The sequence below is a fragment of the Ancylobacter vacuolatus genome (genome assembly GCF_030813595.1).
Lineage (GTDB): Bacteria > Pseudomonadota > Alphaproteobacteria > Rhizobiales > Xanthobacteraceae > Ancylobacter > Ancylobacter vacuolatus.
Genome location: NZ_JAUSUH010000002.1, coordinates 598,589 through 624,573 on the forward strand (window position 1 = coordinate 598,589; position 25,985 = coordinate 624,573).

Consider the following 25,985-nt stretch of genomic DNA (forward strand, 5'->3'; position numbering starts at 1 on the left):
CGCGCTAGCCGTTGCGGGAGGGGGCGGGAGCGGTATCGCCGGCCCTCACGGCGGTGGCCGGGGCCTCGACGGCGCGCTTGCGAGCGAGCGCCCTCGCCTCCTCCGGCCGGCCGACGAGCTCCTCGGCGCGGGCGGTGGCGACCTCCAGCTGGCGCTGCACCTCGCGCCGCGCCGCTTCCAGCTCTGCCGGCCCGGCATCGGCGGCCACAAGCACCCCGTCGCCGGCGACCACGGCGGCGCGGCCGAAGGGCAGGTGGATGGCCGATTTGTCCCAGCTGCGGGCGATGATGCGCCGCGAGGTGGCGATGGCCACCGGGTAGATCGGCCGGCCGGAATGCTTGGCGATGGTGACGACGCCAAGGCCGGCGACGCGCGAGATCTTCGGCACGTCCGCCGTCATCGCCACATTGGTGCCCTCAGCCAGATGGCGGATCATCTCCAGCGTGGCGTTGAACCCGCCCTTGGTGCGGAAATCGCGCCCCTGCGCGCCCGAGCCGCGCACCGCCCCGATGCCGAGCGCCTCGGCGGCAATGGCGTTCACGTCGGCATCGGCGCTGCGCGAGATCATCACCTTGGCGCGGTGATAGGGCCGCACCAGGAAGGGGGTGAGGAAATGCTGGCCATGCCAGAAGGTGAGGATCATCGGCAGCTGGGCGTCGGCCAGCTCATAGAGATTGGTCGGCTCCATCACCACGCGCTGGGTGCGCCAGACCAGCCTGAGATAGGACGCCATGCCGCGCCCGAGAACGGTGCGGACCGTCGGTGAGGTGCGCAGTCGACGCCACATGCGAGAAGCCGGCGGTCAGCTGGTCTTCGCGCTGGCTTCCGGGTCCAGCAGGCGATGGAGGTGCACGATGAAATAGCGCGTCTGCGCCTGGTCGACCGTCTGCTGCGCCTTTGCCTTCCACGCGGCGTGGGCGGTGGCGTAGTTCGGAAACACGCCGACGATGTCGAGCGCGTCGAGATCCTTGAAGGTGACGCCGTCGATCTTCTCGAGCTCGCCGCCGAAGACGAGGTGCAGAAGCTGGGGACTGGTGGTCTCGGGCATTCCGGTCGCGTCCTGTGCTCGGGGATCGTCAGCGCGCCAGAGCCACAAGGGCGGGGTGCAGCAGGCTGCCGGCAGAAACCAGCGCCCCATGCCGCGGCACCGGCGCGTTATAGGCGAGCGGACGGCCGTCGAGCGTGGTCAGCCGTCCGCCTGCTTCGTGCACCAAAAGGTCCGCGGCGGCAAGGTCCCAATCATTTCCGTTCGGCGAGGCCAGCGCCGCGTCGAGCTCGCCGGTGGCGACCCGGGCGAGGCGCAGCGCCAGCGAACGGATGCGATCAACCCGCTGCCAGCTGCCGGCCCGGTCGAGATGGGCGAGCCAGGGGGCCGGTCCATCGATCACGGCCCCGGCCAGCGCAGGGGTGGCGGAGACCCGGATCGGCTGGCCGTTGCGCGTCGCCCCGCCGCCCAGCACGGCGATGAAAAGCTCCTCGGTGACGGGCGCGAAAAGGGCGCCGGCAATGGGGCGGCCATCCTCCACCAGCGCCGCCTCGACGCACCAGTCGGCGCGCCCGGCCATATAGGCGCGGGTGCCGTCGATGGGATCGACGATCCACACCCGGCGGCGCGCCAGGCGGGAGGGCTCGTCCACCGTCTCCTCCGACAGCCAGCCATAGTCTGGGCCGAGCAGGCTGAGCCGCTCGCGCAGCATCGCGTCGACGGCAAGGTCGGCCTCGGTGACGGGGGAATCATTGTGCTTGGACCAGCTCTTCACGCCGGCGCGGAACATCTCCACCGCCACCGCGCCAGCCGCGACCACCGCCTCGGCCAGATGCTGCGCCGCGACCGCAGGGTCGGCGAGAGGATCGGGGCGGGGCAGGCCGGTGGCAAAGGTTGGCATGGGTTCCATTGGCGGGGAGTACGCGGGAGAGGTGAGGATTGCAAACGCGATATCGGCATTGCGAGTCATTCCGACAAGCTTTCATCAAGCATAGGTGCCATTCCCCGCCGAGAAGAAACCGTCAACCATCTCCCTTAAGCGGGCCAGCAACCGCCCGCGACTAGGGTGTCCCCACGACCGAGGCCATAGAGCCAGAAGATCGGCGGGGAGTTGCGTGATGCGTCAACAGAAGATGGAAGCACAGATGAGGCCGATGATTCCGGCGCCGGTGCGCGGGCCCTATGTGGCGCTGGCGCGCCCGAGCGGGCCGGAAGGCTGGCCACTCCGGTTCGACGCCGCCGATGCCGGTGCCGATGACGGCCGGCGCCAGATCGAGATCGGCCCGGAGGCGGTGATCCTGCGCCGGCGCGTGGCCGGGGTGGCGATGAAGGCGGCGCGCCCGCTCACCGCCTATCTCGGCCTGGCGGTGGCGCTGCTCGACCCGGAGGGCGATGATGACGGCGTCGCCATCGTGCTGGTGCATGAGGACCCGGCGCTGTCGGTCACGCTCTACAGCGCCCCCCATATCGACGATGTGGTGGCGGAATGGCGGGGCTGGAGCGCGGCGCTCGGCCGGCCGATGCTGGTGACGCAGGCGGATGGGCGGCATCGGCCGGCTTACGCCATGATCGGCCGGCTCACCCTTGGCGAGGTGCGCGGGCGCCGGGCGCGCCGGGGCGCGCTCAAGCACCGCCGGCCGAGCGTCTATCGCCGGCGCGGCGCCGGCCGCCCGGGCGAGCTTATGGTGCATCGCGGCGAGCGGGAGCTGAGCGCGCGCGACTGAACGCACGCGCCTTCGGTCGCCCGCCTGTCAGTCGCCACCCTGCCGCCCGAACGGGCGCACCAGATGGCCGTGAAAGGCGAAGGCGGTCATGGTGAGGCCCGCCAGCAGCAGGCACGCGGCCGCGAGCGCCGGCACCAGCCCGCTCGCCGCCAGCAGCAGGGCACCGATGCCGGCACCGGCCACAAAAGACGCCCACGAGCCGGCATAGGCCAGCGCCTCCACCGGCTCGCCGCGCCCCTTCGCCCAGCGCGCCAAAGCCTGACCAAGGCCGAACAGCGCCCCGGTGACGAAGCTCTTGCCGATATCCGCCCCGGCTATGACCTGGTGCACGCTGTTCTGCATGCCCATGGCGAGCGCCACCGGCAGCAGCGTCAGCCGGCCGGTATCAAGGCCGGCCAATCCCGCCGCCAGCGCGAACAGCAGCACCTCGCTGCCGAGCACCGCGACCAGCTTCCATTCGCCCACCGCGTCGGTGATCAGCGTGCCGAGGAAGGCGCCGGCGACGAAGCCGGCAATGACCGAGGCGGTGAAAAGCGCCAGCGGCCAGTGCCCCTGCGCCAGCTGGATGCCGAGCCGGGTGCTGTTGCCGCTCATGAAGGAGAGGAAGAGCCCGCCGAGATGGGCGTAGCCGACGGCATCGACAAAGCCGGCGACGAGCGTGGCGAAGGTGGCGAAGAGAAGCGGGCGGTAACCGGCATCGGTCATGGAGGCTCTCATGTCCCGCCAGTGAGGGGGTCGGCGGCACGGCAGGAAGGGTCAATAAAAAAGGGCGCAAGAGGCGCCCTTTTTCTTCTCAATTGGCACAGTCTCCTGCGGCCTGGGCGGGTGCCTCAGGGGCAGACATGCACCCAGCCGCCGCCCCAGCCACGACGCCAGAAGCAGTTCGGACGCAGCGGCGGGCCCCAGCCGCGGGCATAGGGGGGCACGTACCAGTTGTTCCAGTTCGGGCGCCAGGCGCAGCGCCAGGGGCCGCAGACCCAGCGTACCGTCTCGGTCAGCGAGGTCGAGGGGGCGAGGACGTCGACAGCGGCAGCGGCGGGCGTGGCGAGGCCCGGCGTGGCGACGCCGGCCTCGGCCGAGCCGAGACCGCCGGCGGTGAAGGCCGCGAAGGCCAGGGCGGCGGCGAAGACCGCGCGGCGCAGCTGCGCCAGAACGGACGTGACGAAGGGATAACGCATGAAGCACTCCCGGGGGAAAGATGGCGATAGCAAGGCAGGATAGCACGGGCCTTGTCTCGCACCAGCCGTAACCCCATGCGGCAACGGAAATTTTCGTCTGGTAAGCGGTGGCGGGCGACAGCGCGCGTTGCGCCGCTTAGAGTCCACCCCCGCGCGGGACGACCGCGCCCCGCGCCGCGCGCGGCCCCCTCATTCCGGAGACCTTCCATGCGCTCGAAGATCATCGGCACCACGCTTCCCGTTCTCGAACTTCAGCTCGACGCCGGCGACCGGGTCGTCGGCGTGCCGGACCAGCTTTCGTGGATGTCCGGCGACATCGCGCTCACCACCTCCACCGCAGGGGGCGGGGCGGGCGGATTGCTTGGTCTGATGAGCCGGGCGGTCTCGGGCGGCGGGCTGTTCATGACCGAGTTCCATGCCGAGCGCGGCCCCGGCAATGTCGCCTTCGCCGCCAAGCTGCCCGGCAGTTTCGTGGAGATCGAGATCGAGCCCGGGCGCGGCTATCTCGTCCATCGGCACGGCTTCGTCTGCGGCAGCCCCGGCATCGAGGTCACGACCGCCTTCCAGCAGACGCTGGGCGGGGCGGTGTTCGGCGGCGAGGGCTTCATCCTGCAGAAGCTTGCCGGCCGGGCCAGCGCCTTTGTCGAGCTGAGCGGCGAGCTCGTCACCTATGAGCTGCAGGCCGGCCAGCAGCTGCTCGTCCATCCCGGCCATGTCGGCCTGTTCGAGGAGAGCGTGTCCTTCGAGTTGACGACGATGCGCGGGGTGCGCAACGCGCTGTTCGGTGGCGACGGGCTGTTTCTGGTGCGGCTCTCCGGCCCCGGCAAGGTGTGGCTGCAGAGCCTGACGGCGCCGGGCCTTGCCCATGCGATCATCCCTTATCTGCCCGAGCGCCGGGGATAGGCACCTCCAGAAAAGGGCTCAGGGCGGGGGCGTCAGTTCGGGGGCATGCCGGCACCGGTGCCACTGAGCAGAGCGAGGCCCACCAGCCCGCCGCCCAGCACCAGCAGCGCCGGGTTCACCTTCTTCACGCAATAGACCCCGGCGAACACGGCGAAGGCGATGATGATGGTGAGCCGGCCGTCGATCGCCGTGCGGGCGATGGAAATGGTGCCCGACGCCATCAGCCCCACCACCAGCGGCGCCAGCCCCTGCTGCAGCGAGCGGCGCCAGGGCGAGCCCTCGAAATGGTCCCAGACCCGCGAGGCGGCCCAGGAGATCGCCCCCGCCGGCAGGAAGAAGCCGACAAAGGCCATCAACGCCCCGAGAAAGCCGGTGACGTGGTAGCCGATGACGATGACCATCAGCATGTTCGGCCCGGGCACCACCTGGCCGAGGCCGTAAATGTCGCGGAACTGGTCGTCGGTCAGCCAGTGATGGGTTTCCACCACCAGCGCCTTGGTTTCCGGAAGCACGGCGGCACCGCCGCCCACCGCGAGGATCGACAGCAGCGAGAAGACGCCGAGGACCGACAGGTTCTCGTTCATGAGGCTTCCCCTTCGCCCTCGCCCGAATCGCCCTTGCGCGGCCGGAACAGGAACACCGCCACCGGCCCGACGGTCAGCAGCACCCAGACCAGTGAGATGTGCAGGAAGCTCACCATCAGCACGGTCGCGGCGATAATGGCGACGTTCAGCATCTGGCCAAGCTGCTTGTGGCCGATCTGCAGCGTTACCGCCGAGAGCATGCCGACCGCCGCCGCCCCGACCCCGACCAGCGCGGCGTTGACGTAAGGATTATGGGCATTGGCGGCATAGGCGACGCCCAGCGCCAGCACCATGCTGCCGCCCGGCAGCGTCATGCCGGTGAAGGCGACGATGGACCCGGCCACGCCGCGCAGCCGGTCGCCGACGATGATGCTCATATTGGTGGCGTTGAGGCCGGGCAGCGCCTGGGCGATCTCCAGCGCCGAGAGGAAATGCTCCTCGTCGAGCCAGCCCTTCTTCAGCACCAAGCTGGCCCTGAGATAGGCGACCACCCCGCCGCCGAAGCTGATGGCGCCGATCAACAGGAAGGTGACGAAGATGTCCCACAGCCGCACGTCCTGCGGCACCGCATAGGCGGGCGGCGCCTCGGCGGCAGGCGCCGCGCCCGGGACAGGCGGGAGGGGAGGGCTCATGGCGGGGGCGGTTCCCAGATGCGAGGGGGCGGCGTCAGCCCTCGTGGCTGGCCACGAGCTGCTTGCCGAAATTGTAGACCAGCGCCGTCTTGGTGGCGCCGAGCTTCACCCATTCGGGCGCCCGGGTCTGCGCCGCCTTGAAGAACGCCTCCGCGCGCTCGCGGGCCTTGGCGTGCAGCGCGTCATAGCGGTCGAATTTCGCCTGGAAGGCGAACTCGCCGATGATCGCGCTCTCGGTGGCGCGGTCGCGCCAGACCGCGATGGTCGCCTTGGCGGTGAGGCCATGGCCGAAATCGAAGGAGCCGACATTCACCTGCACCTCTTCCACCGGCAGGTTGTTGACCAGCGAGATGGTCGCCGCCTTGTCGGCGGGGCAGTGCTCGGCCAGCTCCGGGAACACGGTGGTGATGCGCTCCAGCCCCTCATTGAGCACGAGGCCGGGGCTCAGCAGCACGCAATTGTGCGAGTAGAGCGAGCGCATGCCGCCCAGGCTGTCCTTCAGCGGCAGCAGCTCTTCCTTGAACTTGATGTCGGCATGGCCGCTGAGATGGGGCACGACATCCACCGCCGCGGCGACGGCAAGATCGGGATGGCGGAATTTGAGCGTCAGCTCATGCTCCGGCTCGGGCCAGCCATCGGTGTAGAAGGTGCGTTTGCGCAGAATGAAGGCGTTGCGGTAGAGGTCGTAATCGGGCGTGTCGTAGAACAGCACCTCGCGCACCTGGCGCTTGAAGCCGTCCTTGTTCGTGGTCACCCCGACCTTGAACTCGGGGGCGATCAGGCCCAGCTTGTGCCAGTAGACCTCGAACTGGTGCGGATCGAAGAAGCGCTCCGGGCGGAGCAGGATTTTGCATTCGAGGTAATGAATATCATCCATGGAAGATCCCGCTGGCCCAAGCCGCTTGCAGGGTTGAGAGATTTACGCCTCTCGCGAGGCCGCGACAAGGCCGCTGGATGGCGATGTCACATGCGCGTCATCGATTGCGCACCTTGAAGACAGAGCCCCAAATGTGGTCCAACGAAGCCGATCCGTTGCTCCGTGCCTGCGGACAGGACCACGGGGGTCCTTTCCCGCGAGAAGAGAGATAGCGCCATGCCCTCCAAGCTCGACCAACTGCGTACCATGACCGTCGTCGTGTCCGACACCGGCGACATCGAGACGGTGCGCCGCCTGAAGCCGCAGGACTGCACGACCAATCCCACGCTTCTGCTCAAGGCGGCGGAAATGTCCGCCTATTCCTCCCTCGTCGACGAGGCCCTCGACTGGGGCACCAAGCAGGGCGGCACCTCGGACGCCGTCGTCGCGGCGACCTGCGACCGGCTGGCGCTGAACTTCGGCGCCGAACTCTCGAAGATCGTCCCCGGCCGGGTTTCCACCGAGGTGAATGCCGATCTCTCCTTCGATACGGAAGCGACGCTGGCCAAGGCGCGCTCCTTCATCAAGGCCTATGAGGAGCGGGGCGTCGGCCGCGAACGCATCCTCATCAAGATCGCCTCGACCTGGGAGGGCATCCGCGCGGCGGAGGTTCTGCAGAAGGAAGGCATCGACTGCAACCTGACCCTGCTGTTCTCGCTCGCCCAGGCGGCGGCGGCGGCGGATGCTGGCGCCTTCCTCATCTCGCCCTTCGTCGGCCGCATCCTCGATTGGCACGTGAAGGCGGGCGAGGGCCCGTTCACGCCCGAGACCGACCCCGGCGTCGTCTCGGTGCGGCAGATCTACGCCTATTACAAGAAGCACGGCATCTCGACCGTGGTCATGGGCGCCTCCTTCCGCAACACCGGCGAGATCGAGGCGCTGGCCGGCTGCGACCGGCTGACCATCGGCCCCTCGCTGCTCGACCAGCTCGCCGCCGATGAGGGCACGCTGGAGCGCAAGCTCGACCCCGCCAACACCGAGGGCGCGCCGGAGCGGCTGCATCTCGACGAGAAGGCGTTCCGCTTCGCCCTCAATGAGGACCCGATGGCGACGGAAAAGCTCTCCGAGGGCATCCGCCAGTTCGTCCGCGACCTCAATTCGCTGCGCGCGCTTGTCGCCAAGCGGATCGAGGGCGCCAAGGCGGCCTGAGACCGCCCGATCGCTGCTGAATTGCGGAGGAGGGCGGCGCCCTCCTCCTTCGTTTCTTCCGCCGGTTCCTGCCGTCATGTTCGTGCCCGATCTCGGCTTCGCCGTCGCCGCCGGCCTTGCCGCCTTCTTTGTCGGCATGAGCAAGGGCGGGGTGCCGATGATCGGCTCGCTCGCCGTGCCGACCATGGCGCTGTTCATGTCGCCGGTGGTGGCCGCGGGCCTGTTGCTGCCGGTCTATGTCGTCAGCGACATGTTCGGGGTCTGGGCCTATCGGCGCGAATTTTCCGGCCGCAACCTCGCCATCCTCATTCCCGCCGCGACGTTCGGCATCGGCATCGGCTGGGCCACCGCCTCGCTTGTGACCGACGCGATGGTGATGCTGATCGTGGGCGTGATCGGCCTCGCCTTCTGCCTCATCCGCTGGCTCGGCGGCGCCGGGCGGGAGGCGCGGCCGGCCGACGTGCCGCGCGGGCTGTTCTGGGGCGCGGTGTCGGGCTTCACCAGCTTCGTCAGCCATGGCGGGGCGCCGCCCTACCAGATGTATGTGGTGCCGCAGCGCCTGCCGAAGATGGTCTATGCCGGCACCACCACTCTCGCCTTCGCCGCCATCAACGCCATCAAGCTCATCCCCTATGCCGCGCTCGGCCAGCTCAACCCGGCCAATCTGACGGTCACGGCGGCGCTGATGCCGGTGGCGGTGGCGGCGACCTTCGCCGGCGTCTGGCTCACCAGGCGCCTGCCTGAGGCTCTGTTCTACAAGCTGGTGATGGGCGCGCTGTTCCTCATCTCGCTGAAGCTCACCTATGACGGTGCGGTGGGGTTGATCGGCGCCTGAGGTCGTGCTCAAGCGCGCGACGCCGGCCCCAGCAGCGATTGCACGAGGTTCACCCAGTAGCTGGCGCCCACCGGCAGCAGCGCGTCGTTGAAGTCGTAAGCCGCGTTGTGCAGGTTCGGCCCCGGACCGCTGGCAAGGCAGAGATAGGCCCCGGGCACCGCCTCCAGCATGTAGGCGAAGTCCTCCGCCGCCATGATGCGCTCGAAATCGGCATCCACCGCCTCGCCCACCGTGGCATGCGCCGCCGCCAGCGCGTGGCCGAATTCCTGTGCGTGGTTTACCAGCGAGGGGTACCGGCGATCATATCGCACCTCCGCCCGCGCGCCCTGTGCGGCGCACACGCCCTCGACGATGGCGCGGAACCGCTGCTCCGCGAGGTCGCGCACCTCAGGCGCGAAGGTGCGCACCGTGCCGCGCAGCACCACCTCGTCGGGAATGACGTTCCAGGTGTCGCCGCCATGGATCTGGGTGACGGTGACCACCGCCGCCTCCTGCGGGTTCACGGAGCGGGCGACGATGGACTGCAGCTGAGCGACGATGTGGGAGGCCGTTAGCACCGGGTCGATGCCGCGCTGGGGCATGGCGGCATGGGCGCCACGCCCGATCACCTTCACCTCGAAGATGTCGAAGGCGGCGAACATGGCCCCGGGCCGGCCGAGAAAGGTGCCGAAGGGCGCGTTCGGCCAATTGTGCAGGCCATAGACGCCCTGCATCGGGAAGAGGTCGAACAGGCCCTGCTCGACCATCACCTTGCCCCCGCCCTCATTTTCTTCCGCCGGCTGGAAGATGAAATGCAACGTGCCTTTGAAATCGGGATTTTCGCTCAGATGCCGCGCGGCGGCGAGCAGCATGGTCATGTGCCCGTCATGGCCGCAGGCGTGCATCTTGCCCGGCGTGTCGGACCGCCAGGGCAGGTTGGTCGCTTCGTGAATGTCGAGCGCGTCCATGTCGGCGCGCAGGCCGATTGCGGGGCCGTCGCCTTCCTTGCCCTTCAGCGTCGCCACCAGCCCTGTGCCCGCCAGCCCCCGATGCACCGGCAGGCCGAAGCTCTCCAGCTTCTCAGTGACGAAGGCCGAGGTGCGATGCTCCTCGAAGGCGGTTTCCGGCATGGCGTGCAGGGCGCGGCGCCATCCCGCCAGTTCGTCCGCCTGCGCCGCCAAAGCGGGGAGGATGCCGGGCAGTATGCCAGCAGGGATGGAGGCCTCGCGCGTTTCGTCCTTCACCCTTAATACCCCTTGCTGACGGCGCCGGGCGCCAGGACCGAACTGCCTCTACCGATCCGCCTATTTGGGCTGCGCCCAAGCGGCAGGCAAGCGCGCCCTTGTGACCGGCGGAGGGCGGGCCGCTGCGCTATGCCGGACCGGCGCCACAAAAATTCGTCGAGGCAACGGATGAAGGGCGGCCACGGCTCCGTATACGGGACATGAAGCGCGACGAGACCTCCTTCGACGTGCCGGCCCAGCTCGGCGTGATGCGGCGCTATGCGCGCTCGCTGACGCGCGACGACATCGAGGCCGAGGACCTGGTGCATGACGCGCTGGTGCGCGCCTATGAGCGGCGCGGCAGCTTCGACACCGAGCGCGCCGCGCCTGGCAAGGGGGCGCGGGATTCGGGGCAGAGGGGCGCGGAGCAGAAAGGCTCGGTGTTGCGGGGCTGGCTGCTGTCGGTGCTGCACAATGTCTTCATCGACCGCCGCCGCTCGCGCATCGCCGAGGCCCGGCGCGAGGCTGACAGCGTCGACCTCGCCGAGACCAGCGCTGCCCCGGCGCAGGAGCACCATCTGCGCCTCGCCCAGGTGCGGGACGCCTTCATGGCCCTGCCGGAGGAGCAGCGCGCGGCATTGCACCTCGTCGCCATCGAGGGGCTCGGCTATGCCGAGGCCGCCGCCACGCTCGGCATTCCGCCGGGCACGCTGATGTCGCGCCTGTCGCGCGCCCGCGCCACGCTGCGGGCGATGGAGGACGGCACGGCGGCGGCTCCCAATCATTTGCGCATCGTAGGAGGTACGGATGAACCGTCCCGTTGATCCCGTCTCCGGCGACGATTTGCAGGCCTATGTCGACGACCAGCTGAGCGTCGCCCGCCGCATCGATGTCGAGGCCTATCTCAGCGCCAACCCTGCGGCCGCCTCGCGAGTGATGGGGGATTTGCGCATCCGCGACGAGCTGCGCCTGGCGCTCGCCGAAACGCCGCGCGCAGCCTCCACGGCGGCGGCCCGCCTCGCCACGGTGGAAGCGGCACGGCGGCTGCAGGGCGCGCTCACCCGGGCGCGCTGGACCCGCCGGCTGCGCATTGCCGCCATGGTGGCAATGCTGGTCGGTGCCGGCTGGATGGCCAATGCCCAGTTCGGGCATTTCGGCGTGAGCCGCGTCGTCGCCTCGGGGCTGAACCCGGCCTATCTGGAGGACGCTGTGCGCTCCCATCGCACCGCTCTGGTGCGCGCCGGCATGCCCTCGCAGCCGGGCACGCGCCATTACGACCCGGCCGAGATCCTCTCCGCCACCGCCATCGTCATGCCGGCGTTGCCAGAGGGCTGGAAGGTGGAAGACGTGCAGGTGTTTCCCTCCACCTTCGGCCCGAGCGTGGAAATGACCGTTGAGGCCGGGGAGATCGGCACCGCCTCGCTGTTCGCGGTGCGGCCGGGCGGTTTCGACGTGGTGCCCGCCACCACCGTGCCGCAGGACGACCTCACCGCCGCCTATTGGCAGATCGGCGAGGTGGCCTATGCGCTGGTCGCCCAGCGGAGCCCGGCCGCCGATTCCCAGGATCTCGACCGGGCGGCCGCGCGCCTTGCCCGGTCGCTCTACTGACCCCAGATGCTTCTCATCAGGAGACTGACATGAACACGCCGAATTCCGGCTTCCAGTGGTCCCGCACCGCCAGCGTCGACCAGGCCGTCTATGACGAGGGCCTGCGCCGCCACATGCTGCGGGTCTATAACTACATGGCCCTCGGCCTGGTGCTGACCGGCGCGGTGGCCTTCATCGTCGGCACCACGCCGGCGCTCTATGTGCCGATTTTCTCCACCCCGCTGAAATGGGTGGTGATGCTGGCGCCGCTCGCCTTCGTGCTGATCTTCTCGTTCCGCATGCAGTCCATGTCGGCCAGCAGCGCGCAGACCATGTTCTGGGCCTTCTGCGCGGTGATGGGCCTGTCGATGGCGTCCATCTTCCTGGTGTTCACCGGCACCTCGATCGCGCGCACCTTCTTCATCGCCGCGACGATGTTTGGCGCCACCAGCCTCTATGGCTACACGACCAAGCGCGACCTCTCGCAGTTCGGCTCGTTCCTGATCATGGGCCTGATCGGCGTGGTGATCGCCAGCGTGGTCAACATCTTCCTCGGCTCGACGATGCTTCAGTTCATCGTCTCCGTGGTCGGCATCCTCGTCTTCGTCGGCCTGACCGCCTGGGACACCCAGTCGATCAAGGAACAGTACGCCGACAATTTCGACGCCGAATCGCAGCAGAAGCTCGCCGTGTTCGGCGCCTTCTCGCTCTATCTGAACTTCGTCAACATCTTCCAGCTTCTGCTGAATCTCACCGGCGAGCGGGAGTGAGGCGAGCAATCGCCAAGGGAACCCAGCCATGAACGACCAGGACCGACAGGCCATTGACGGCCTCTTCGCCAAGCTCGCCGAGGCCGAGCGCCAGTCCGGCCCGCGCGATGCGGACGCGGAAGGCTTCATCGCCCAGCGCGTCGCCCAGCAGCCGGCCGCGCCTTACCTGATGGCGCAGACCATCGTCATGCAGGACTACGCCCTGCAGCAGGCGCAGGCCCGCATCGAGGCGCTGGAGCAGCAGGCGCAGCAGGCCCAGGAATCGGCCGAGCAGCCCCAGGGCGGCGGCCTCTTCGGCGGGCTGTTCGGCTCCAGTCAGCCGGCGCGCCGCAGCTCCGTGCCCTCGATGCCGCGCGCCGGGGCTGTGGGCGCCGGCGGCGCCATTCCAGCCGGCGCGTCGCCGGCCTGGCAGTCCGGGTCCGTGCAGGGCGGCCAGCCGATGGGTGGACCAATGGGCGCACCCGGTGCGCAGCAGCAGGGCGGCTTCGGGCGTCCGGGTGGCGGCGGCTTCCTTGCCGGCGCGGCGCAGACCGCCATGGGCGTCGCTGGCGGCGTGCTGCTCGGCAGCGCCATTGGCAGCATGTTCGGCGGTGGCGAGGCCAAGGCGGCGGAAGCCCCGGCTGAAGCCCCCGCCGAGGCCCCGGCGGAAGAGCCGGCGGCGGCCGACGAGCCGACGGATGCGGGCGCCGATGATGGCGGCTTCTTCGGCGGCGGCGGCGATGACTGGTTTGGCGGCGGCGGCGAGGAGTTCTGACCTCGCCGCCTCCCCCGCGTCTATCGACCCCCTGCCGTCGGGCAGGGGGCACTTCCCAACTCCAGCAGGCCGGCCCCTCACCGGCCTGTTCTTTTTTGCCGACGGCGCCTGCGCTCAGACGGCGAGGCCGTTCTCCCCGGCATAGTCCTTCAACGGCCGCTCCGGGCGGGCGCCGATATGGCTGATGATCTCGGCCGCGCACAGCGCACCGAGCCGCAGGCATTCCTCGGCACCGAAGCCCTTGGCGAAGCCGTGGAGATAGCCGGCGGCGAAGAGGTCGCCTGCCCCTGTTGTGTCGACCAGCTTCGGCACCGGGAAGGCCGGCACCGTCACGAGTCCGTCTCCCGACACAGCCAGCGCGCCCTTCTCGCTGCGGGTGACGACGCCATGCCGGGCGTCCTGCCGCAGCTGGGTGAGCGCGGCGTCGAAATCGGTCTCGTAGAGCGACATCAGCTCCGCCTCATTGGCGAAGACGAGATCGACCGTGCCCTCGCGGATGAGCTTCAGGAACTCCGCCCGGTAGCGCCCGACGCAGAAGGCGTCCGAGAGGGTGAGCGACACGGTGCGCCCGGCCTTGTGGGCGATGCCGGCGGCCTTGAGGAAGGCTTCCTTGGCCGGCGGCGGGTCCCAGAGATAGCCTTCGAGATAGGTGACCTTCGCGCTCGCCACCATCGCCTCGTCGACATCGGCGGGGGAAAGGTCCTGCGCCGCGCCGAGATAGGTGTTCATGGTGCGCTCGCCATCGGGCGTCACCAGGATGAGGCAGCGGGCGGTGGCGGCGCCGGCGGTCGCGGCTGATGTGGCATAGGCGACGCCGGCGGCGCGGATGTCATGGGCGAAGATGCCGCCCAGCTCGTCGTCGCGCACCTTGCCGATGAAGCCGGCGCGCCCGCCCAGAGCGGCGATGCCGACCATGGTGTTGGCGGCCGAGCCGCCTGATATTTCGACACCCGGTCCCATGGCGCCATAGACCGCCTCGGCCCGTGCCTCGTCGATCAGCGTCATGCCGCCCTTGCGCATGCCGTGGCGGTCGAGAAAGGCCTCTTCGGAGCGGGCGATCACGTCGACAATGGCGTTGCCGAAGCCGATCACATCGAGCGGGGGGACGGTCATGGACGGCTTTTCTCCGCAGGGTTTCGCCGGGGACGAAGGCGGGTGAGGCGGTAGCAGACGAGCGCCCATCCCGCAATGTCGGCGCCGCGTGCGACGGAGCCTCGGCCCACCTTTGTCGCGCGATTCCAAGCCGCGTCATCCTGAGGTGCCCGGCCCTCGGCCGGACCTTGAAGGACGGGACTGAGGGGCGGTGAAGGGAGCGTCGGGGCGGAGACATCGGGTGCATATGAGAACCATCCTTCGAGGCCGCCTGCGGCGGCACCTCAGGATGACGGCGCACGGGCGGGGGGTGAGGGGCGCGGTTGCGCCTATCGCCGCCCTCATCCATGGGCTCGACCCTGGGCCTCGCCCTGACCCACAGCTGGCTTCAGGTCGGGATGGCCGGGTCGCGCCCGGCCTTCAGGCGGCACGGCGGGCAGGCGACGGCGCTCCTGCTCCGATGCGCGGCTTTTCCTTCCCGCGCCAGCCGACTATTGCTAGCCGATGGCCCTGCTCCGCCACGCCTCCACCGTCGCTCTCCTCACCCTTGCCTCGCGCGTGCTCGGCTTTGCCCGCGACGCCGGGGTGGCGGCGCTGTTCGGCACCGGGGTGGTGGCGGACGCCTCCGTCGCCGGCCTCGCCGTGCCGCAGATCGCTCGCCGGCTGCTGGGCGAGGGCGCGCTCAACGCCGCGCTGCTGCCCGGGCTCGCGCGGGCGGAGGGCGAGGCCGCGCGCCGGCGTCTGGCGGGGGCGACGCTGGTGCTGTTTGCGCTGGCCGGCCTTGCCCTTGGGGGCCTGCTCTTCCTCTTCATGCCGCAAATGGTGGCGGTGCTGGCGCCGGGCTTTGCCGGGGATGGTCCTCGGGCGGAAGGCGCGGTGCTGGCCGGGCGGCTGGCGGTGGTCTGCCTGCCGCTCGCTTTGCTTGCCGGGGTGCTGGCCGCCTTTGCCAATGCGGCCGGACGCTACGCCCGGCCTGCCATGGCCCCTGCGGCCGCCAATGTCGCTGTTATCGCGCTGCTGGTGATGCTCTGGATGGCAGGGGCTCACCTGATGAGCCCCTCCGCTGCGCTCGCCTGGCTGGCGGCGGGAGCGGTGGCGGGGGCGGCGACGCAGTTCGTGCTGAACCTCCACGCCGTGCCTGGCGGCTATTTCACGCTTTCCCTCGCACGCGCCGATCTGAAGGCGGCGCTGCCGCTGCTGACCGGGGCGGCAACGCCGCTGCTGGCCGCCGCCCTGCCGCAGCTGCGCTTTCTCATCGCGGCGGCGGCGGCTTCGGGCATTGGCGGTGGCGTCGCGGCGCTGTTCTACGCCACGCGCCTGGTCGAGCTGCCGCTCGGGCTGGTCGGTGCCAGCGCCGGGGCGGTGCTGCTGCCGGCGCTGGCGGGGGAGCGCGAGGAGGGCGAGGCCGGAATCAGCGACACCGGGCTCGGCGCGGGCGCCATCACAGCGGCGCTGGCGCTCTCGCTGCCGGCGGCGTTCGGCCTTGCCGTGCTGGCCCACCCTATGGTCAGGGTGCTGTTCGAGCGCGGCGCCTTCGACGCGCAGGCCAGCACGCTCACGGCGAGCGCGCTGGCCCTGCTGGCGCTGACGCTGCCGGTGCAGGCGCTGGAAAAGGTGCTGATCGCCATCGCCTTCGCCTGCGGCCTGTCTCGTCTTGTCACCGTGTGCAGCCTCGTGGCGCTGCCGGTGGGGGCGCTGGTCGGCTTTGTCACCGTCGGCCCGCTCGGCATGGCGGGGCCGGCGCTGGGGGTGCTGGCCTCCAGCCTGGTGGCGCTCGCCGGGCTGGCAACAGGCCTCGCCCGCCGCCGACTCATCGTACTGCCGAAGCCCTCACGCCGCCGGCTGGCGCGGCTGGTCATGGCCGCGCTCGCCATGGCGGCGGCGGTGATGGCAGCGCGGCAAGGGCTCGAGGGTGTGCTGGCGCCGGGCGGACTGGTCGCCGCCGCCGCGCTGGCCGGCCTCGTCATGCTGGGGGGCGCAGCCTATGCCGGGCTCGCGCTGGCGCTGGGCGGCGCCGACCTTGCCACGCTGCGCGCGGGCATGCGCAAATAGCGCGTGTGCCGTCGCCGGAAGAAACTTGCCCCTGAAGGTCATGCGTGCCATAGCGCCCCCGCGCCGGGGGCCAAGTCTCGCGGCACGGCGCGGCACGGCAGGGCGCAGACCACAGGACGTCCCGACATGGAATTCAAGCCGCTCGTGTTTTCCGGCGTCCAGCCGACCGGAAACCTGCATCTCGGCAATTATCTCGGCGCCATCCAGCGCTTCGTGGCGCTGCAGGACAGCCATGACTGCCTCTATTGCGTCGTCGACATGCACGCGATCACGGTGTGGCAGGACCCGGCCGACCTGAAGCGGCAGATCCGCGAGGTCACCGCCGCCTTCATCGCCTCCGGCATCGACCCGACCAAGCACATCGTGTTCAACCAGAGCCAGGTTTCCGGCCATGCCGAACTCGCCTGGGTGTTCAACTGCGTGGCGCGCCTGGGCTGGCTCAACCGCATGACCCAGTTCAAGGAGAAGGCCGGCAAGGACCGCGAGGCCGCCTCGGTCGGCCTCTACGCCTATCCGAGCCTGATGGCCGCCGACATTCTGCTCTACCGCGCCACCCATGTGCCGGTCGGCGAGGACCAGAAGCAGCATCTGGAGCTGACCCGCGACATCGCGCAGAAGTTCAACAATGATTTCGGCACCTCCATCGCCGCCAACGGGCTGGGCGAGGCGTTCTTCCCGCTGCCCGAGCCGCTGATCGGCGGGCCGGCGGCGCGGGTGATGAGCCTGCGCGACGGGGCGAAGAAGATGTCGAAGTCGGACCCGTCCGATCTCTCGCGCATCAACCTCACCGACGAGGCCGACCTCATCGCCTCGAAGATCCGCAAGGCCAAGACCGACCCCGAGCCGCTGCCCTCCGAGGCAGAGGGTCTGAAAGGCCGGCCGGAGGCGGAGAACCTTGTCGGCATCTATGCCGCGCTCGGGGCGGTGCCGAAAGAGGACGTGCTGACCCAGTTCGGCGGCGGCCAGTTCTCCACCTTCAAGGCGGCGCTGGTCGACCTCGCAGTGGCCAAGCTCGGGCCGATCGGCGCCGAGATGCAGCGGCTGGTGGCCGAGCCAGACCATATCGACGCCATTCTGCGCGACGGCGCGGCGCGGGCCCGGGTGCTGGCCGAGGCCACCATGGCCAATGTCCGGGACATTGTCGGCTTCGTGCGCTAGCCTTGTCCGCAGGATAGCCCGTCGGGGGGAGTGCCTATGCCGCGCCGGCGCCAAAGCCATGAGCCCGGCCACCGCCGCAAGTTTCTCGTTCTGGCTGACGATACGCCGGAATGCGACCGCGCGCTCTATTACGCGGCGCGGCGCGCGGCACGCACCGGCGGCGGGGTGGTGCTGTTGAGCGTGCTGCAGCTGGAGGACGCCCCGAGCCAGTGGCTTGGCGTCGCCGATCTGATGCGGGCGGAGGCGACCGACAAGGCGGAGGCCCGGCTCGACCTGCTCTCCGCCCGGGCACAGGGCATCTCCGGCATCGATCCCGAACGGATCGTGCGCGAGGGCGGCATCGCCGAGCAGATCCACAAGATCATCGAGGAGGACGAGGACATCGCCATACTCGTGCTCGCCGCCGGAACCGGAAAAGAGGGACCCGGCCCGCTCATCGCCTCGCTGGCCAAGGGGATGTGGGCGACCCTGCCGGTGCCGATCACGCTTGTGCCGGGTTCGCTCTCCGACAGCGAGATCGACGCGTTGGCGTGAACGGTGGGCCGCCGGGTGAGCAGCGTCGCTGGTGCGGGGAGTCTCCCGCCTCTTCCCCTCGCGGCGGTCAGAGCTTATCTAAAGTGGAAATTCCCCCGTCGCCGCGGCCTTGAACCCCGGTTGGCAAGGAGACCGACATGTTCATCCAGACCGAAGCCACCCCTAATCCCGCCACGCTGAAGTTCCTGCCCGGCCGTTCCGTGCTCGGGGACGGCACCTTCGAGGCGCGCGACGCCAATGAGGCGGCCCGCTCACCGCTGGCGGTGCGCCTGTTCGAGGTGCCGGGCGTCACCGGCGTGTTCTTCGGCTCCGATTTCGTCACCGTGACCAAGGCGCAGGGCGAGTGGGCGCATCTCAAGCCCGCCATTCTCGGCGCCATCATGGAGCATTTCGTCTCCGGCCAGCCGATCCTGCCGGAGGACCATGAGCACACCGCCGACGACGCCTTTTTCGAGGCCAAGGATGCCGGGCTGGTCGACACGATTCGTGAGCTGATCGACACCCGCGTGCGCCCGGCCGTGGCCAATGATGGTGGCGACATCACCTTCCGCGGCTATAAGGACGGCGTGGTGTTCCTGGCCATGAAGGGCTCCTGCGCCGGCTGCCCGTCCTCGACCGCGACGCTGAAGAACGGCATCGAGAACCTACTGCGCCATTTTGTGCCCGACGTCGTCGAGGTGCGTCCGGTCTGACGCGACCCGGTCAAAGGGCCGCCCGCTTTCCAATATGAGGCGACCATGAGCATGGTGGGCGCATGATCGCCCCTGCTGATTCTGGCCCTGCTGATTGTCGCCCATGCTGATCCTTGCCATCGACACCGCGCTTGAGGCCTGTTCGGCGGCCCTGCACGACATGGACACCGACCAGACCCGGGCGGTGGAGCATGTCGTCATGGCGCGCGGCCATGCCGAATCGCTGATCCCGATGGTGGAGCGGGTGATGGCCGCCGGCGGGGCGGAGTTCTCAGCCATCGACCTCTTCGCCGTCACGGTCGGCCCCGGCAGCTTCACCGGGCTGCGGGTCGGCATCTCCGCCGCGCGCGGCTTCGGCCTTGCCACCGGCAAGCCGGTTCTCGGCCTGCCGACGCTGACCGTGCTGGCCGCGCCGCTGCTGGCACGCGACGACGCGGTGCCGGTGGCCGCCGCCATCGACGCCCGCCACGGCAATGTCTATTTGCAGATGATCGGCCCGGCCGGCCGGGTGCTGGTGAGTCCCCGCGTCATGAGCGTGAAGGACGCCGCCCGCTCGGTCGCCAACGGGCCGGTGCGGCTGGTGGGCTCCGGCGCCGGCCTGCTCGCGGATGCCTGGCCGATGGGCGCGCAGCCGCCGGTCGAGGTGCGGGCCACCGCGACGCCGGACCCGGTCTGGCTGGCGCGCATCGCCAGCGTCGCCGACCCCGCCCGTTCCGAACCCAAGCCGCTCTATCTGCGCGATGCCGACGCCAAGCCGCAGACCGGCGGGCGGATCGCCCGTCGATGAGCGGGCTGCCGGCATGGCTCGACTGGATGACGGGCGGGCGCCCGCGCGAGGTGTCGCTGCGGGCCCTCCAGGCCGGCGATGCCGAGGCGCTGGCGCGGCTTCACGCCCAGTCCTTCCGCCATGGCTGGGACGCCGCCGAGTTCGAGCGCCTCATCGCCAACCGGCTGACCCGTGGCCTCGTGGCCACCGATGGCCCGGGCGGGGTGCCGGTGGGCTTCATCCTGCTGAGCGGGGTGACGCCGGAAATGGAGATTCTCTCGGTTGCCGTCGACCGCCGGCGGCGCGGCGCGGGCATCGGCCTCAAGCTGGTGCAGGCCGCCTTCGGCACGCTGGCGGCGCAGGGCTATCGCACCGTGTTCCTGGAAGTCGAGGACGGCAACGCCGCCGCCTTGCGCCTCTATGCCCGCACCGGCTTCCGCGAAATCGGCCGCCGTCCGGGCTATTATCGCGACAGCACCGGCGCGCCGGTGGCCGCGCTCACCATGCGGCGCGACATCGCCTGAGAGAAACCATTGCCCTTGCCGGCTTTGCTGCGCCATAAGGCGGACGGGCGCGGAAACACCGACCGATGCGGGCTGAAGGAAGCAGGCCGAGGAATGAACGACAAGCCGACCGCGATCGAGGAAGCCTGCGTTACGCTGGGCCTGCGGATGACCGACCAGCGCCGGGTGATTGCCCGCATCATCGCCGATGCGCAGGACCATCCCGACGTGGAGGAACTGCACCGGCGCGCCATCGCCGTCGATGACCGCATCTCCATCTCCACCGTCTACCGCACGGTGAAGCTGTTCGAGGATGCCGGCATCATCGCCCGCCACGATTTCCGCGATGGCCGCTCGCGCTATGAGCCGGTGCCGGACGAGCACCACGACCATCTCATCGACCTGCGCAGCGGCCATGTGGTGGAGTTCCGCTCCGAGGAGATCGAGCATTTGCAGGAAGAGATCGCCCGCAAACTCGGCTACCGGCTGATCGGCCACCGGCTGGAGCTCTATGGCGTGCCGCTCGACACGCCGCTGGGCGCGGAGATACCCACGCCTTCCCATTCGTCCCGGAAGGAGTAAGGCGTGCGGGCCTGGCTGGTGATCGTGCCGGTCGTGCTCGTCACGCTGGTCGGCATTCCGCTGCAATGGCTTTCGCTCGCGCTGCGCCTTCCGACCCGGCGCACCCTGCCCGTGCTCTATCATCGCATCGTGCTGGCGCTGGTCGGGGTGCGGGTGCGGGTGGTGGGGGCTCCGGCGGCGGTGCGGCCGCTGCTCATTCTCGCCAATCACGCCTCCTGGCTGGACATTCCCGTGCTCGGCGGGCGCCTGCCGCTGTGCTTTGTCGCCAAGAGCGAGGTGGCCCGCTGGCCGGGCATCGGGCTGCTGGCGAAGCTCCAGCGCACCATTTTCGTCGACCGCTCCTCGCGCACCGCCACCGGGCGGGTGGCGGGGGAGATGGCGGCGCGGATGAATGATGGCGATCCGGTGGTGCTGTTCGCGGAGGGCACCTCCAGCGACGGCAACCGGGTGCTGCCTTTCCGCTCGGCGCTGATCGGCGCCGCCCGCCTGAGCCTGGGCGAGGCCGCGGGGCCGGCCGCGACGATCCAGCCGCTCGCCATCGCCTATGTCGGGTTTGCCGGCCTGCCGCTCGGCCGCGCCGGGCGCCCGCGCCTCGCCTGGTATGGCGACATGGACCTCGCCCCGCATTTGATGGAGGTGCTGCGGCGCGGCGGCGTAGAGGTGGAGCTGCGCTTCGGCGAAACGCTCGCGGCGGGCGGGCGCAAGGCGGCGGCGCAGGAGGCCGAGCGCGCCGTCCGTGCCCTGCTGGCGCAGGCGCTTACCGGGCGGCCTGGCTCAGGGATAAGTTGCGGCATTTAAGGCTTTGCGCCCGCAGAGCGGGGCGGGGCGCATTTCCTTTTCGCGGGAATCCCGCTACACAGAACCTCTAGGCGTCACTTCTGGAGAGCTGGACGATCTCGACCTGCGCGATACCGAGCTGGGACCGGGCGGCAATGGATGAGGGCGCCTTGCGAGCGCGCGCCTGTCGTGCCCTCGGGTTGCCCACGCAGTGTGCCGCCGCGTCCCTGGACGCCGCGCGGTACGGGTCGATCGACACGCAATGAGTGAAACGCGCAAGCTTTACGTCCGCTCCTTCGGCTGCCAGATGAACGTCTATGACGCCCAGCGCATGACGGACACGCTGGCCAAGGAGGGCTATGTCGAAACCGACAGCCCCGACGACGCCGATCTCGTCATCCTCAACACCTGCCATATCCGCGAAAAGGCGGCCGAGAAGGTCTATTCCGAGCTTGGCCGGCTGAAAAAGGCGCAGGAAGTGGCCGGTCGCCAGCAGATGGTCGCCGTCGCCGGCTGCGTGGCGCAGGCGGAAGGCGCCGAGATTCTCAAGCGCGCCCGCGGCGTCGACCTGGTGGTGGGGCCGCAGAGCTACCACAAGCTGCCCGAGCTGGTCGCCGACGCCCGGCGGCGCGGCCATAACCAGCGGGCCGGCATCGTCGAGACCGAGTTCCCGGTCGAGGACAAGTTCGATTTCCTGCCCCCGCCGACGCGGGCGGCGATCAACAAGCGCGGCCCGGCGGCTTTCGTCACCGTGCAGGAAGGCTGCGACAAGTTCTGCACCTTCTGCGTCGTGCCCTATACGCGCGGGGCGGAAGTCTCGCGCCCGCTGCCGAAGATTCTCGACGAGGTGATCCGCCTCGCCGAGGCCGGGGTGCGCGAGGTCACGCTGATCGGCCAGAACGTCAATGCCTATCACGGGCTCGACGCCGCCGGCCGCTCCGCCAACCTGCCCGAGCTGATCCGCCGCATCGCCGAGGTGCCCGGCATCGCCCGCGTGCGCTACACCACCAGCCATCCGCGCGACATGGATGACGAGCTGATCGGCCTGCATCGCGACCTGCCGGCGCTCATGCCCTATCTGCACCTGCCGGTGCAGTCCGGCTCCAACCGCATCCTCGCGGCGATGAACCGCAAGCATGACCGCGAGCTCTTCTTCGAGATCGTCGCCAAGGTGCGTGCCGCGCGGCCCGACATCGCCTTTTCCTCGGATTTCATCGTCGGTTTTCCCGGCGAGACCGACGCCGATTTCGCCGACACGATGGATCTCGTGCAACGGGTCGGCTTCGCCTCCGCCTTCTCGTTCAAATATTCCTCCCGCCCCGGCACGCCGGCGGCCGGTATGGGCGGGCAGGTTCCTGAAGAGGTGAAGTCCGCGCGCATCCATGCGCTGCAGGCGCTTCTCGACTCCCAGCGGACCGCCTTCGACACTGCCTGCCGTGGCCGGGTCCTCGACATCTTGATCGAGAAGCCGGGCCGTTTCCCCGGCCAGCTCATCGGCCGCTCGCCCTATCTCCAGTCGATCGTCGTCGAAGGCCCGGTGGAGGCCATCGGCACGCTGGCGCAAGTGGAGGTGCACGGGGTCAGCACCAGGAATCTTTCGGGCGACATACGCGGCGGCGAATTTTTCGTTGAACGGCCGGCGCGCGAATCGCGTTTCATCGGGCAGAGCGAGAAGCTGGAGGCGTGAGCGTGCGTCGACCTGGTAGCGGATCTGGTAGCGAGACGGAACGTGCCTTGGCTTCCCCGCGCGCGGCGCCGCGCCCCGCCCCGGCGGCTCCGCGCTGGATGGAGCCCCCCGGTGAGGAGGCGTCCGGGCAGATCGTCCTCGCCTTCGACGACAATCGAATCGCCAGCCAGCTTTTCGGCCATTATGGGCAGAACCTCGCCTTGATCGAGCGGCGGCTGGAAATCGTCGCCGAGCAGCGTGGCAACCATGTCACGCTGGAAGGGCCGCGCGAGGCCTGCGAGCAGGCGCGCCACGTGCTGGAAACGCTCTATGCCCGGCTGAAGAAGGGTGGCGAGCTGCAGCCCGGCGATGTCGAGGGTGTGATGCGCGAAGCCGCTGCGCAGGGGCAGCTGTTCGAGTTCGACCCCGCCACCAAGAAGCAGAGCTTCGACGAGATCCAGCTCCGCCGCCGCCCGGTACGCGCCCGCACCGCCGCGCAGGACGCCTATATCCGCGCGCTCAAGCGCCAGACACTGGTGTTTGGCGTCGGCCCGGCCGGCACCGGCAAGACCTGGCTGGCGGTGGCCTATGCCGTGCACCTGCTAGAGCGCCGCGTGGTCGACCGGATCATCCTCTCCCGCCCGGCGGTGGAGGCAGGCGAGCGGCTCGGCTTCCTGCCCGGCGACATGAAGGAGAAGGTCGACCCCTATCTGCGCCCGATCTACGACGCGCTGCACGACCTGATGGACCGCGCCTTCGTCGAGCGGGCGATGATTTCCGGTGAGATCGAGATCGCCCCGCTGGCCTTTATGCGCGGGCGCACCCTGGCCAATGCCTGCGTTATTCTCGACGAGGCGCAGAACACCACCTCGATGCAGATGAAGATGTTCCTCACCCGCCTGGGCGAGAATTCGCACATGATCATCACCGGCGATCCCAGCCAGATCGATCTGCCGCCGGGCCAGACCTCGGGCCTTGCCGAGGCGGTGGGGCTGCTGGGCGAGGTCGAGGGCGTCGACGTCTGCCATTTCAGCGCCGCTGACGTGGTGCGCCACGAACTCGTCGGCCGCATCGTCGCCGCCTATGAGACCAAGGACGCGGCGGCGCGGGCGGCAGCGCCCGCCGGGATGCCGCGCCGATGAGCGAGGCGCCCCAGATCGAGGTCGACGTGCTGGTGGAGGCCGCCCCCTGGGCCAGCCTCGCCGGCGCTGAAGCGTTGGTGGTGCGGGCGGTGAACGCGGCCTGCGCCGGTGCGCTCACCGAGTATGAGATCGACATTGACGGCGCCGAGATCGCGGTGAAGCTGACCGACGACGCCACGCTGCGGGCGCTCAACCGCGAGTGGCGCGGCAAGGACTACGCCACCAACGTGCTGTCCTTTCCCACCAACGAGGTGGCGCGCGCCGGCGGCGATCCCCATCTGGGCGACATCGCCATCGCCTATGAGACTCTGGTGCGGGAGGCGGAGGCGGAGGACAAGCCGCTCGCCGATCACCTCGCGCATCTGGCCGTCCATGGTACGCTGCATCTGCTCGGCTACGACCACGAGGTGGCGGAAGAGGCCGAGGAGATGGAGGCGATGGAGCGCCGCGTGCTCGCCGACCTCGCGATTGCCGACCCCTATGCCGACACTGAACCCGTACTCACCACTGACCGAGCAAACTGAACCAAAGAGCGATGTCCGATCCTGTTTCAAGCTCGCCCTCCGCCCCCCGGGGCAGCGAGGGCCCAAGTAGCGGCGCCTCCGAAAACGGCGCTTCCAGTAGCGCTACGGCGAGTGCCGGGCAGCGAAGCAAGGCCGGCGGAGGCTCCAGCGAGTCCCGCGCCGGCTTTTTCGACCGGCTCCGCCACCTCATCGGCGGCCGGCGCTCTTCCGGCTCGCTGCGCACCGATCTTTCCGCCATCCTCGCCTCGACCAGCGCCGAGCCCGGCGCCGACCTGACCGCCACCGAGCGGACGATGCTGAAAAGCATCCTGGATCTGCGCGAGCTGCGCATCGGCGACCTCATGGTTCCCCGCGCGGACATCGTCGCCGTGCAGAAGGACATTTCGCTGGGCGAGCTGCTCGCCGTCTTTGCCGAGGCCGGCCATTCGCGCCTCGTCGTCTATGACGACACGCTCGACGACCCTGTCGGCATGGTCCATATCCGCGATCTCGTGACCTATCTGACCCAGCGCGCCATGACCCCGCGCGTGGCGCCGCCGCGCGCCGCCACCCCGCGCAATGGCGCGCGCGAGGCCTCGGGGACGGAAGCGCCCGACGCCGGCGGCAAGGCCGCCCGCCCAGCCTTCAACCTCAAGGCCATTGACCTCAGCAATTCGCTCAGCGGCGCCAAGCTGATCCGCCGGCTGTTGTTCGTGCCGCCCTCCATGCCCTCGATCGAGCTGCTGGCCAGCATGCAGGCGAGCCGTATCCATCTCGCCCTCGTCATCGACGAATATGGCGGCACTGACGGCATCGTCTCGATGGAGGACCTGGTCGAGGAAATCGTCGGCGACATCGAGGACGAGCACGACGAGGACGAGACCCCCACCATCGCCCGCCAGGCCGATGGCAGCTTCATCGCCGACGCCCGGGCCAGCCTGGAGGATGTCGCCGAGATGATCGACCCGGCCTTTGCCCTCGGCGAGGAGGCCGAGGAGGTCGACACGCTGGGCGGCCTGCTCGTCACCCTGGCCGGCCGCGTGCCGGTACGCGGCGAGATCGTGCCGGCGCCGGGCAATTTCGAGATCGAGGTGCTCGATGCCGATCCGCGCCGGGTCAAGCGGCTGCGCATCTCGCCAAGCCGTGGCGAGGCGGGTGCTGACGCCCGACTGGCCGGCGGCGAAAGCGCGGGCGCCACGGCGCGGGCCCTGCCGCCGCCCGCCCAGCAGGCCGGCGAGGCCACGCGGATCGACACGCGCCGCGACACCGATGCCGCCTGAGGCGAGGCCAGGCGTTCGG

The 25,985-nt window shown here is 69.6% G+C and carries 30 protein-coding genes; 20 read left to right on the forward strand and 10 right to left on the reverse strand.

The window, feature by feature from the left end:
- Window positions 1-4 precede the first annotated feature (4 nt).
- Genes J2S76_RS06740 through J2S76_RS06750 form a run of 3 tightly spaced genes read right to left on the reverse strand, consistent with a single transcriptional unit; the run spans window position 5 to window position 1,886 of the window.
- Complete coding sequence (locus tag J2S76_RS06740) at window positions 5-787, reverse strand: lysophospholipid acyltransferase family protein (RefSeq protein ID WP_307058736.1); 783 nt, start codon at window positions 785-787, stop codon at window positions 5-7.
- A 15-nt stretch (window positions 788-802) separates the two neighbouring features.
- Window positions 803-1,048 (reverse strand): DUF4170 domain-containing protein, encoded by a 246-nt coding sequence (locus J2S76_RS06745; protein WP_307058738.1) that lies wholly within the window; start codon window positions 1,046-1,048, stop codon window positions 803-805.
- A 28-nt stretch (window positions 1,049-1,076) separates the two neighbouring features.
- Window positions 1,077-1,886, reverse strand: coding sequence for a 3'(2'),5'-bisphosphate nucleotidase CysQ (locus tag J2S76_RS06750; RefSeq protein WP_307058740.1), 810 nt, complete (start codon window positions 1,884-1,886; stop codon window positions 1,077-1,079).
- A 244-nt stretch (window positions 1,887-2,130) separates the two neighbouring features.
- Between J2S76_RS06750 and J2S76_RS06755 the strand changes: the two genes are divergently transcribed.
- The gene (locus J2S76_RS06755) at window positions 2,131-2,709 is read left to right on the forward strand and encodes a DUF6101 family protein (RefSeq protein ID WP_307058742.1); all 579 of its coding nucleotides are present in this window, start codon (window positions 2,131-2,133) and stop codon (window positions 2,707-2,709) included.
- A 27-nt stretch (window positions 2,710-2,736) separates the two neighbouring features.
- On the opposite strand, the gene J2S76_RS06760 is transcribed toward J2S76_RS06755, so the two are convergent.
- Both J2S76_RS06760 and J2S76_RS06765 read right to left on the reverse strand, forming a co-directional pair.
- Window positions 2,737-3,414: a YoaK family protein gene (locus J2S76_RS06760; protein WP_307058744.1), complete on the reverse strand. Its 678-nt coding sequence runs from the start codon at window positions 3,412-3,414 to the stop codon at window positions 2,737-2,739.
- A 125-nt stretch (window positions 3,415-3,539) separates the two neighbouring features.
- A complete protein-coding gene (locus tag J2S76_RS06765) occupies window positions 3,540-3,887 on the reverse strand; it encodes a hypothetical protein (protein ID WP_307058745.1) in 348 nt (115 codons plus the stop codon).
- Between the two features lie 207 nt (window positions 3,888-4,094).
- Here J2S76_RS06765 and J2S76_RS06770 point away from each other — a divergent pair, with 207 nt between their 5' ends.
- A complete protein-coding gene (locus J2S76_RS06770) occupies window positions 4,095-4,790 on the forward strand; it encodes a TIGR00266 family protein (protein WP_307058748.1) in 696 nt (231 codons plus the stop codon).
- A 32-nt stretch (window positions 4,791-4,822) separates the two neighbouring features.
- Here the strand turns inward: J2S76_RS06770 and J2S76_RS06775 are convergent, their stop codons facing one another.
- From J2S76_RS06775 to J2S76_RS06785, 3 genes are read right to left on the reverse strand one after another with little or no spacing between them, the layout of a single operon-like run.
- Window positions 4,823-5,374, reverse strand: a complete 552-nt coding sequence (locus J2S76_RS06775; protein ID WP_307058750.1) for a chromate transporter — start codon at window positions 5,372-5,374, stop codon at window positions 4,823-4,825.
- Complete coding sequence (locus J2S76_RS06780; protein ID WP_307058752.1) at window positions 5,371-6,006, reverse strand: chromate transporter; 636 nt, start codon at window positions 6,004-6,006, stop codon at window positions 5,371-5,373. Before J2S76_RS06780 ends, J2S76_RS06775 begins: the two co-directional genes overlap by 4 nt.
- 34 nt (window positions 6,007-6,040) lie before the next feature.
- A complete protein-coding gene (locus J2S76_RS06785) occupies window positions 6,041-6,883 on the reverse strand; it encodes a hypothetical protein (RefSeq protein ID WP_307058754.1) in 843 nt (280 codons plus the stop codon).
- Window positions 6,884-7,099: 216 nt separating this feature from the next.
- On the opposite strand from J2S76_RS06785, the gene tal reads away from it, so the two are divergent.
- Window positions 7,100-8,071 carry a transaldolase gene (gene tal / locus J2S76_RS06790; RefSeq protein WP_307058756.1) on the forward strand — a complete coding sequence of 324 codons (972 nt, stop codon included), beginning with the start codon at window positions 7,100-7,102 and terminating at the stop codon, window positions 8,069-8,071.
- A gap of 76 nt (window positions 8,072-8,147) precedes the next feature.
- Complete coding sequence (locus tag J2S76_RS06795; RefSeq protein ID WP_307058758.1) at window positions 8,148-8,906, forward strand: sulfite exporter TauE/SafE family protein; 759 nt, start codon at window positions 8,148-8,150, stop codon at window positions 8,904-8,906.
- An 8-nt stretch (window positions 8,907-8,914) separates the two neighbouring features.
- On the opposite strand, the gene J2S76_RS06800 is transcribed toward J2S76_RS06795, so the two are convergent.
- The gene (locus J2S76_RS06800) at window positions 8,915-10,066 is read right to left on the reverse strand and encodes a M20 aminoacylase family protein (RefSeq protein ID WP_307059134.1); all 1,152 of its coding nucleotides are present in this window, start codon (window positions 10,064-10,066) and stop codon (window positions 8,915-8,917) included.
- A 263-nt stretch (window positions 10,067-10,329) separates the two neighbouring features.
- Between J2S76_RS06800 and J2S76_RS06805 the strand changes: the two genes are divergently transcribed.
- Genes J2S76_RS06805 through J2S76_RS06820 form a run of 4 tightly spaced genes read left to right on the forward strand, consistent with a single transcriptional unit; the run spans window position 10,330 to window position 13,219 of the window.
- Window positions 10,330-10,932, forward strand: a complete 603-nt coding sequence (locus tag J2S76_RS06805; RefSeq protein WP_307058760.1) for a sigma-70 family RNA polymerase sigma factor — start codon at window positions 10,330-10,332, stop codon at window positions 10,930-10,932.
- Window positions 10,916-11,716, forward strand: a complete 801-nt coding sequence (locus J2S76_RS06810) for an anti-sigma factor family protein (RefSeq protein ID WP_307058762.1) — start codon at window positions 10,916-10,918, stop codon at window positions 11,714-11,716. Before J2S76_RS06805 ends, J2S76_RS06810 begins: the two co-directional genes overlap by 17 nt.
- 29 nt (window positions 11,717-11,745) lie before the next feature.
- Complete coding sequence (locus tag J2S76_RS06815; protein ID WP_018388569.1) at window positions 11,746-12,465, forward strand: Bax inhibitor-1/YccA family protein; 720 nt, start codon at window positions 11,746-11,748, stop codon at window positions 12,463-12,465.
- 28 nt (window positions 12,466-12,493) lie between these two features.
- Entirely contained in the window at window positions 12,494-13,219 is a 726-nt protein-coding gene (locus J2S76_RS06820) for a DUF2076 domain-containing protein (RefSeq protein ID WP_307058764.1), read from the forward strand.
- Window positions 13,220-13,333: 114 nt separating this feature from the next.
- Here the strand turns inward: J2S76_RS06820 and J2S76_RS06825 are convergent, their stop codons facing one another.
- Window positions 13,334-14,332, reverse strand: a complete 999-nt coding sequence (locus tag J2S76_RS06825) for an adenosine kinase (RefSeq protein ID WP_307058766.1) — start codon at window positions 14,330-14,332, stop codon at window positions 13,334-13,336.
- A gap of 483 nt (window positions 14,333-14,815) precedes the next feature.
- On the opposite strand from J2S76_RS06825, the gene J2S76_RS06830 reads away from it, so the two are divergent.
- From J2S76_RS06830 to J2S76_RS06885, 12 genes are all read left to right on the forward strand, one after another.
- The gene (locus tag J2S76_RS06830; protein WP_307058768.1) at window positions 14,816-16,363 is read left to right on the forward strand and encodes a lipid II flippase MurJ; all 1,548 of its coding nucleotides are present in this window, start codon (window positions 14,816-14,818) and stop codon (window positions 16,361-16,363) included.
- 126 nt (window positions 16,364-16,489) lie between these two features.
- Window positions 16,490-17,521 carry a tryptophan--tRNA ligase gene (gene trpS / locus J2S76_RS06835; protein ID WP_307058770.1) on the forward strand — a complete coding sequence of 344 codons (1,032 nt, stop codon included), beginning with the start codon at window positions 16,490-16,492 and terminating at the stop codon, window positions 17,519-17,521.
- Window positions 17,522-17,557: 36 nt separating this feature from the next.
- Window positions 17,558-18,055, forward strand: coding sequence for a universal stress protein (locus tag J2S76_RS06840; protein ID WP_307058772.1), 498 nt, complete (start codon window positions 17,558-17,560; stop codon window positions 18,053-18,055).
- 137 nt (window positions 18,056-18,192) lie between these two features.
- A complete protein-coding gene (locus J2S76_RS06845) occupies window positions 18,193-18,747 on the forward strand; it encodes a NifU family protein (RefSeq protein WP_307058774.1) in 555 nt (184 codons plus the stop codon).
- Between the two features lie 103 nt (window positions 18,748-18,850).
- Entirely contained in the window at window positions 18,851-19,534 is a 684-nt protein-coding gene (gene tsaB / locus J2S76_RS06850) for a tRNA (adenosine(37)-N6)-threonylcarbamoyltransferase complex dimerization subunit type 1 TsaB (RefSeq protein ID WP_307058776.1), read from the forward strand.
- Window positions 19,531-20,037: a GNAT family N-acetyltransferase gene (locus tag J2S76_RS06855; protein WP_307058777.1), complete on the forward strand. Its 507-nt coding sequence runs from the start codon at window positions 19,531-19,533 to the stop codon at window positions 20,035-20,037. The genes tsaB and J2S76_RS06855 overlap by 4 nt, the downstream gene beginning before the upstream one ends.
- 93 nt (window positions 20,038-20,130) lie before the next feature.
- The gene (locus tag J2S76_RS06860) at window positions 20,131-20,598 is read left to right on the forward strand and encodes a Fur family transcriptional regulator (RefSeq protein WP_307058779.1); all 468 of its coding nucleotides are present in this window, start codon (window positions 20,131-20,133) and stop codon (window positions 20,596-20,598) included.
- 3 nt (window positions 20,599-20,601) lie between these two features.
- The gene (gene olsA, locus J2S76_RS06865) at window positions 20,602-21,396 is read left to right on the forward strand and encodes a lyso-ornithine lipid O-acyltransferase (RefSeq protein WP_307058781.1); all 795 of its coding nucleotides are present in this window, start codon (window positions 20,602-20,604) and stop codon (window positions 21,394-21,396) included.
- A 241-nt stretch (window positions 21,397-21,637) separates the two neighbouring features.
- Window positions 21,638-23,062 carry a tRNA (N6-isopentenyl adenosine(37)-C2)-methylthiotransferase MiaB gene (miaB, locus tag J2S76_RS06870; RefSeq protein ID WP_370874702.1) on the forward strand — a complete coding sequence of 475 codons (1,425 nt, stop codon included), beginning with the start codon at window positions 21,638-21,640 and terminating at the stop codon, window positions 23,060-23,062.
- Window positions 23,063-23,160: 98 nt separating this feature from the next.
- Window positions 23,161-24,183 (forward strand): PhoH family protein, encoded by a 1,023-nt coding sequence (locus tag J2S76_RS06875; RefSeq protein ID WP_307059136.1) that lies wholly within the window; start codon window positions 23,161-23,163, stop codon window positions 24,181-24,183.
- Window positions 24,180-24,707 carry an rRNA maturation RNase YbeY gene (gene ybeY, locus J2S76_RS06880; protein WP_307058783.1) on the forward strand — a complete coding sequence of 176 codons (528 nt, stop codon included), beginning with the start codon at window positions 24,180-24,182 and terminating at the stop codon, window positions 24,705-24,707. Before J2S76_RS06875 ends, ybeY begins: the two co-directional genes overlap by 4 nt.
- 11 nt (window positions 24,708-24,718) lie before the next feature.
- Window positions 24,719-25,966: a hemolysin family protein gene (locus J2S76_RS06885; protein ID WP_307058785.1), complete on the forward strand. Its 1,248-nt coding sequence runs from the start codon at window positions 24,719-24,721 to the stop codon at window positions 25,964-25,966.
- Window positions 25,967-25,985: the final 19 nt, after the last annotated feature.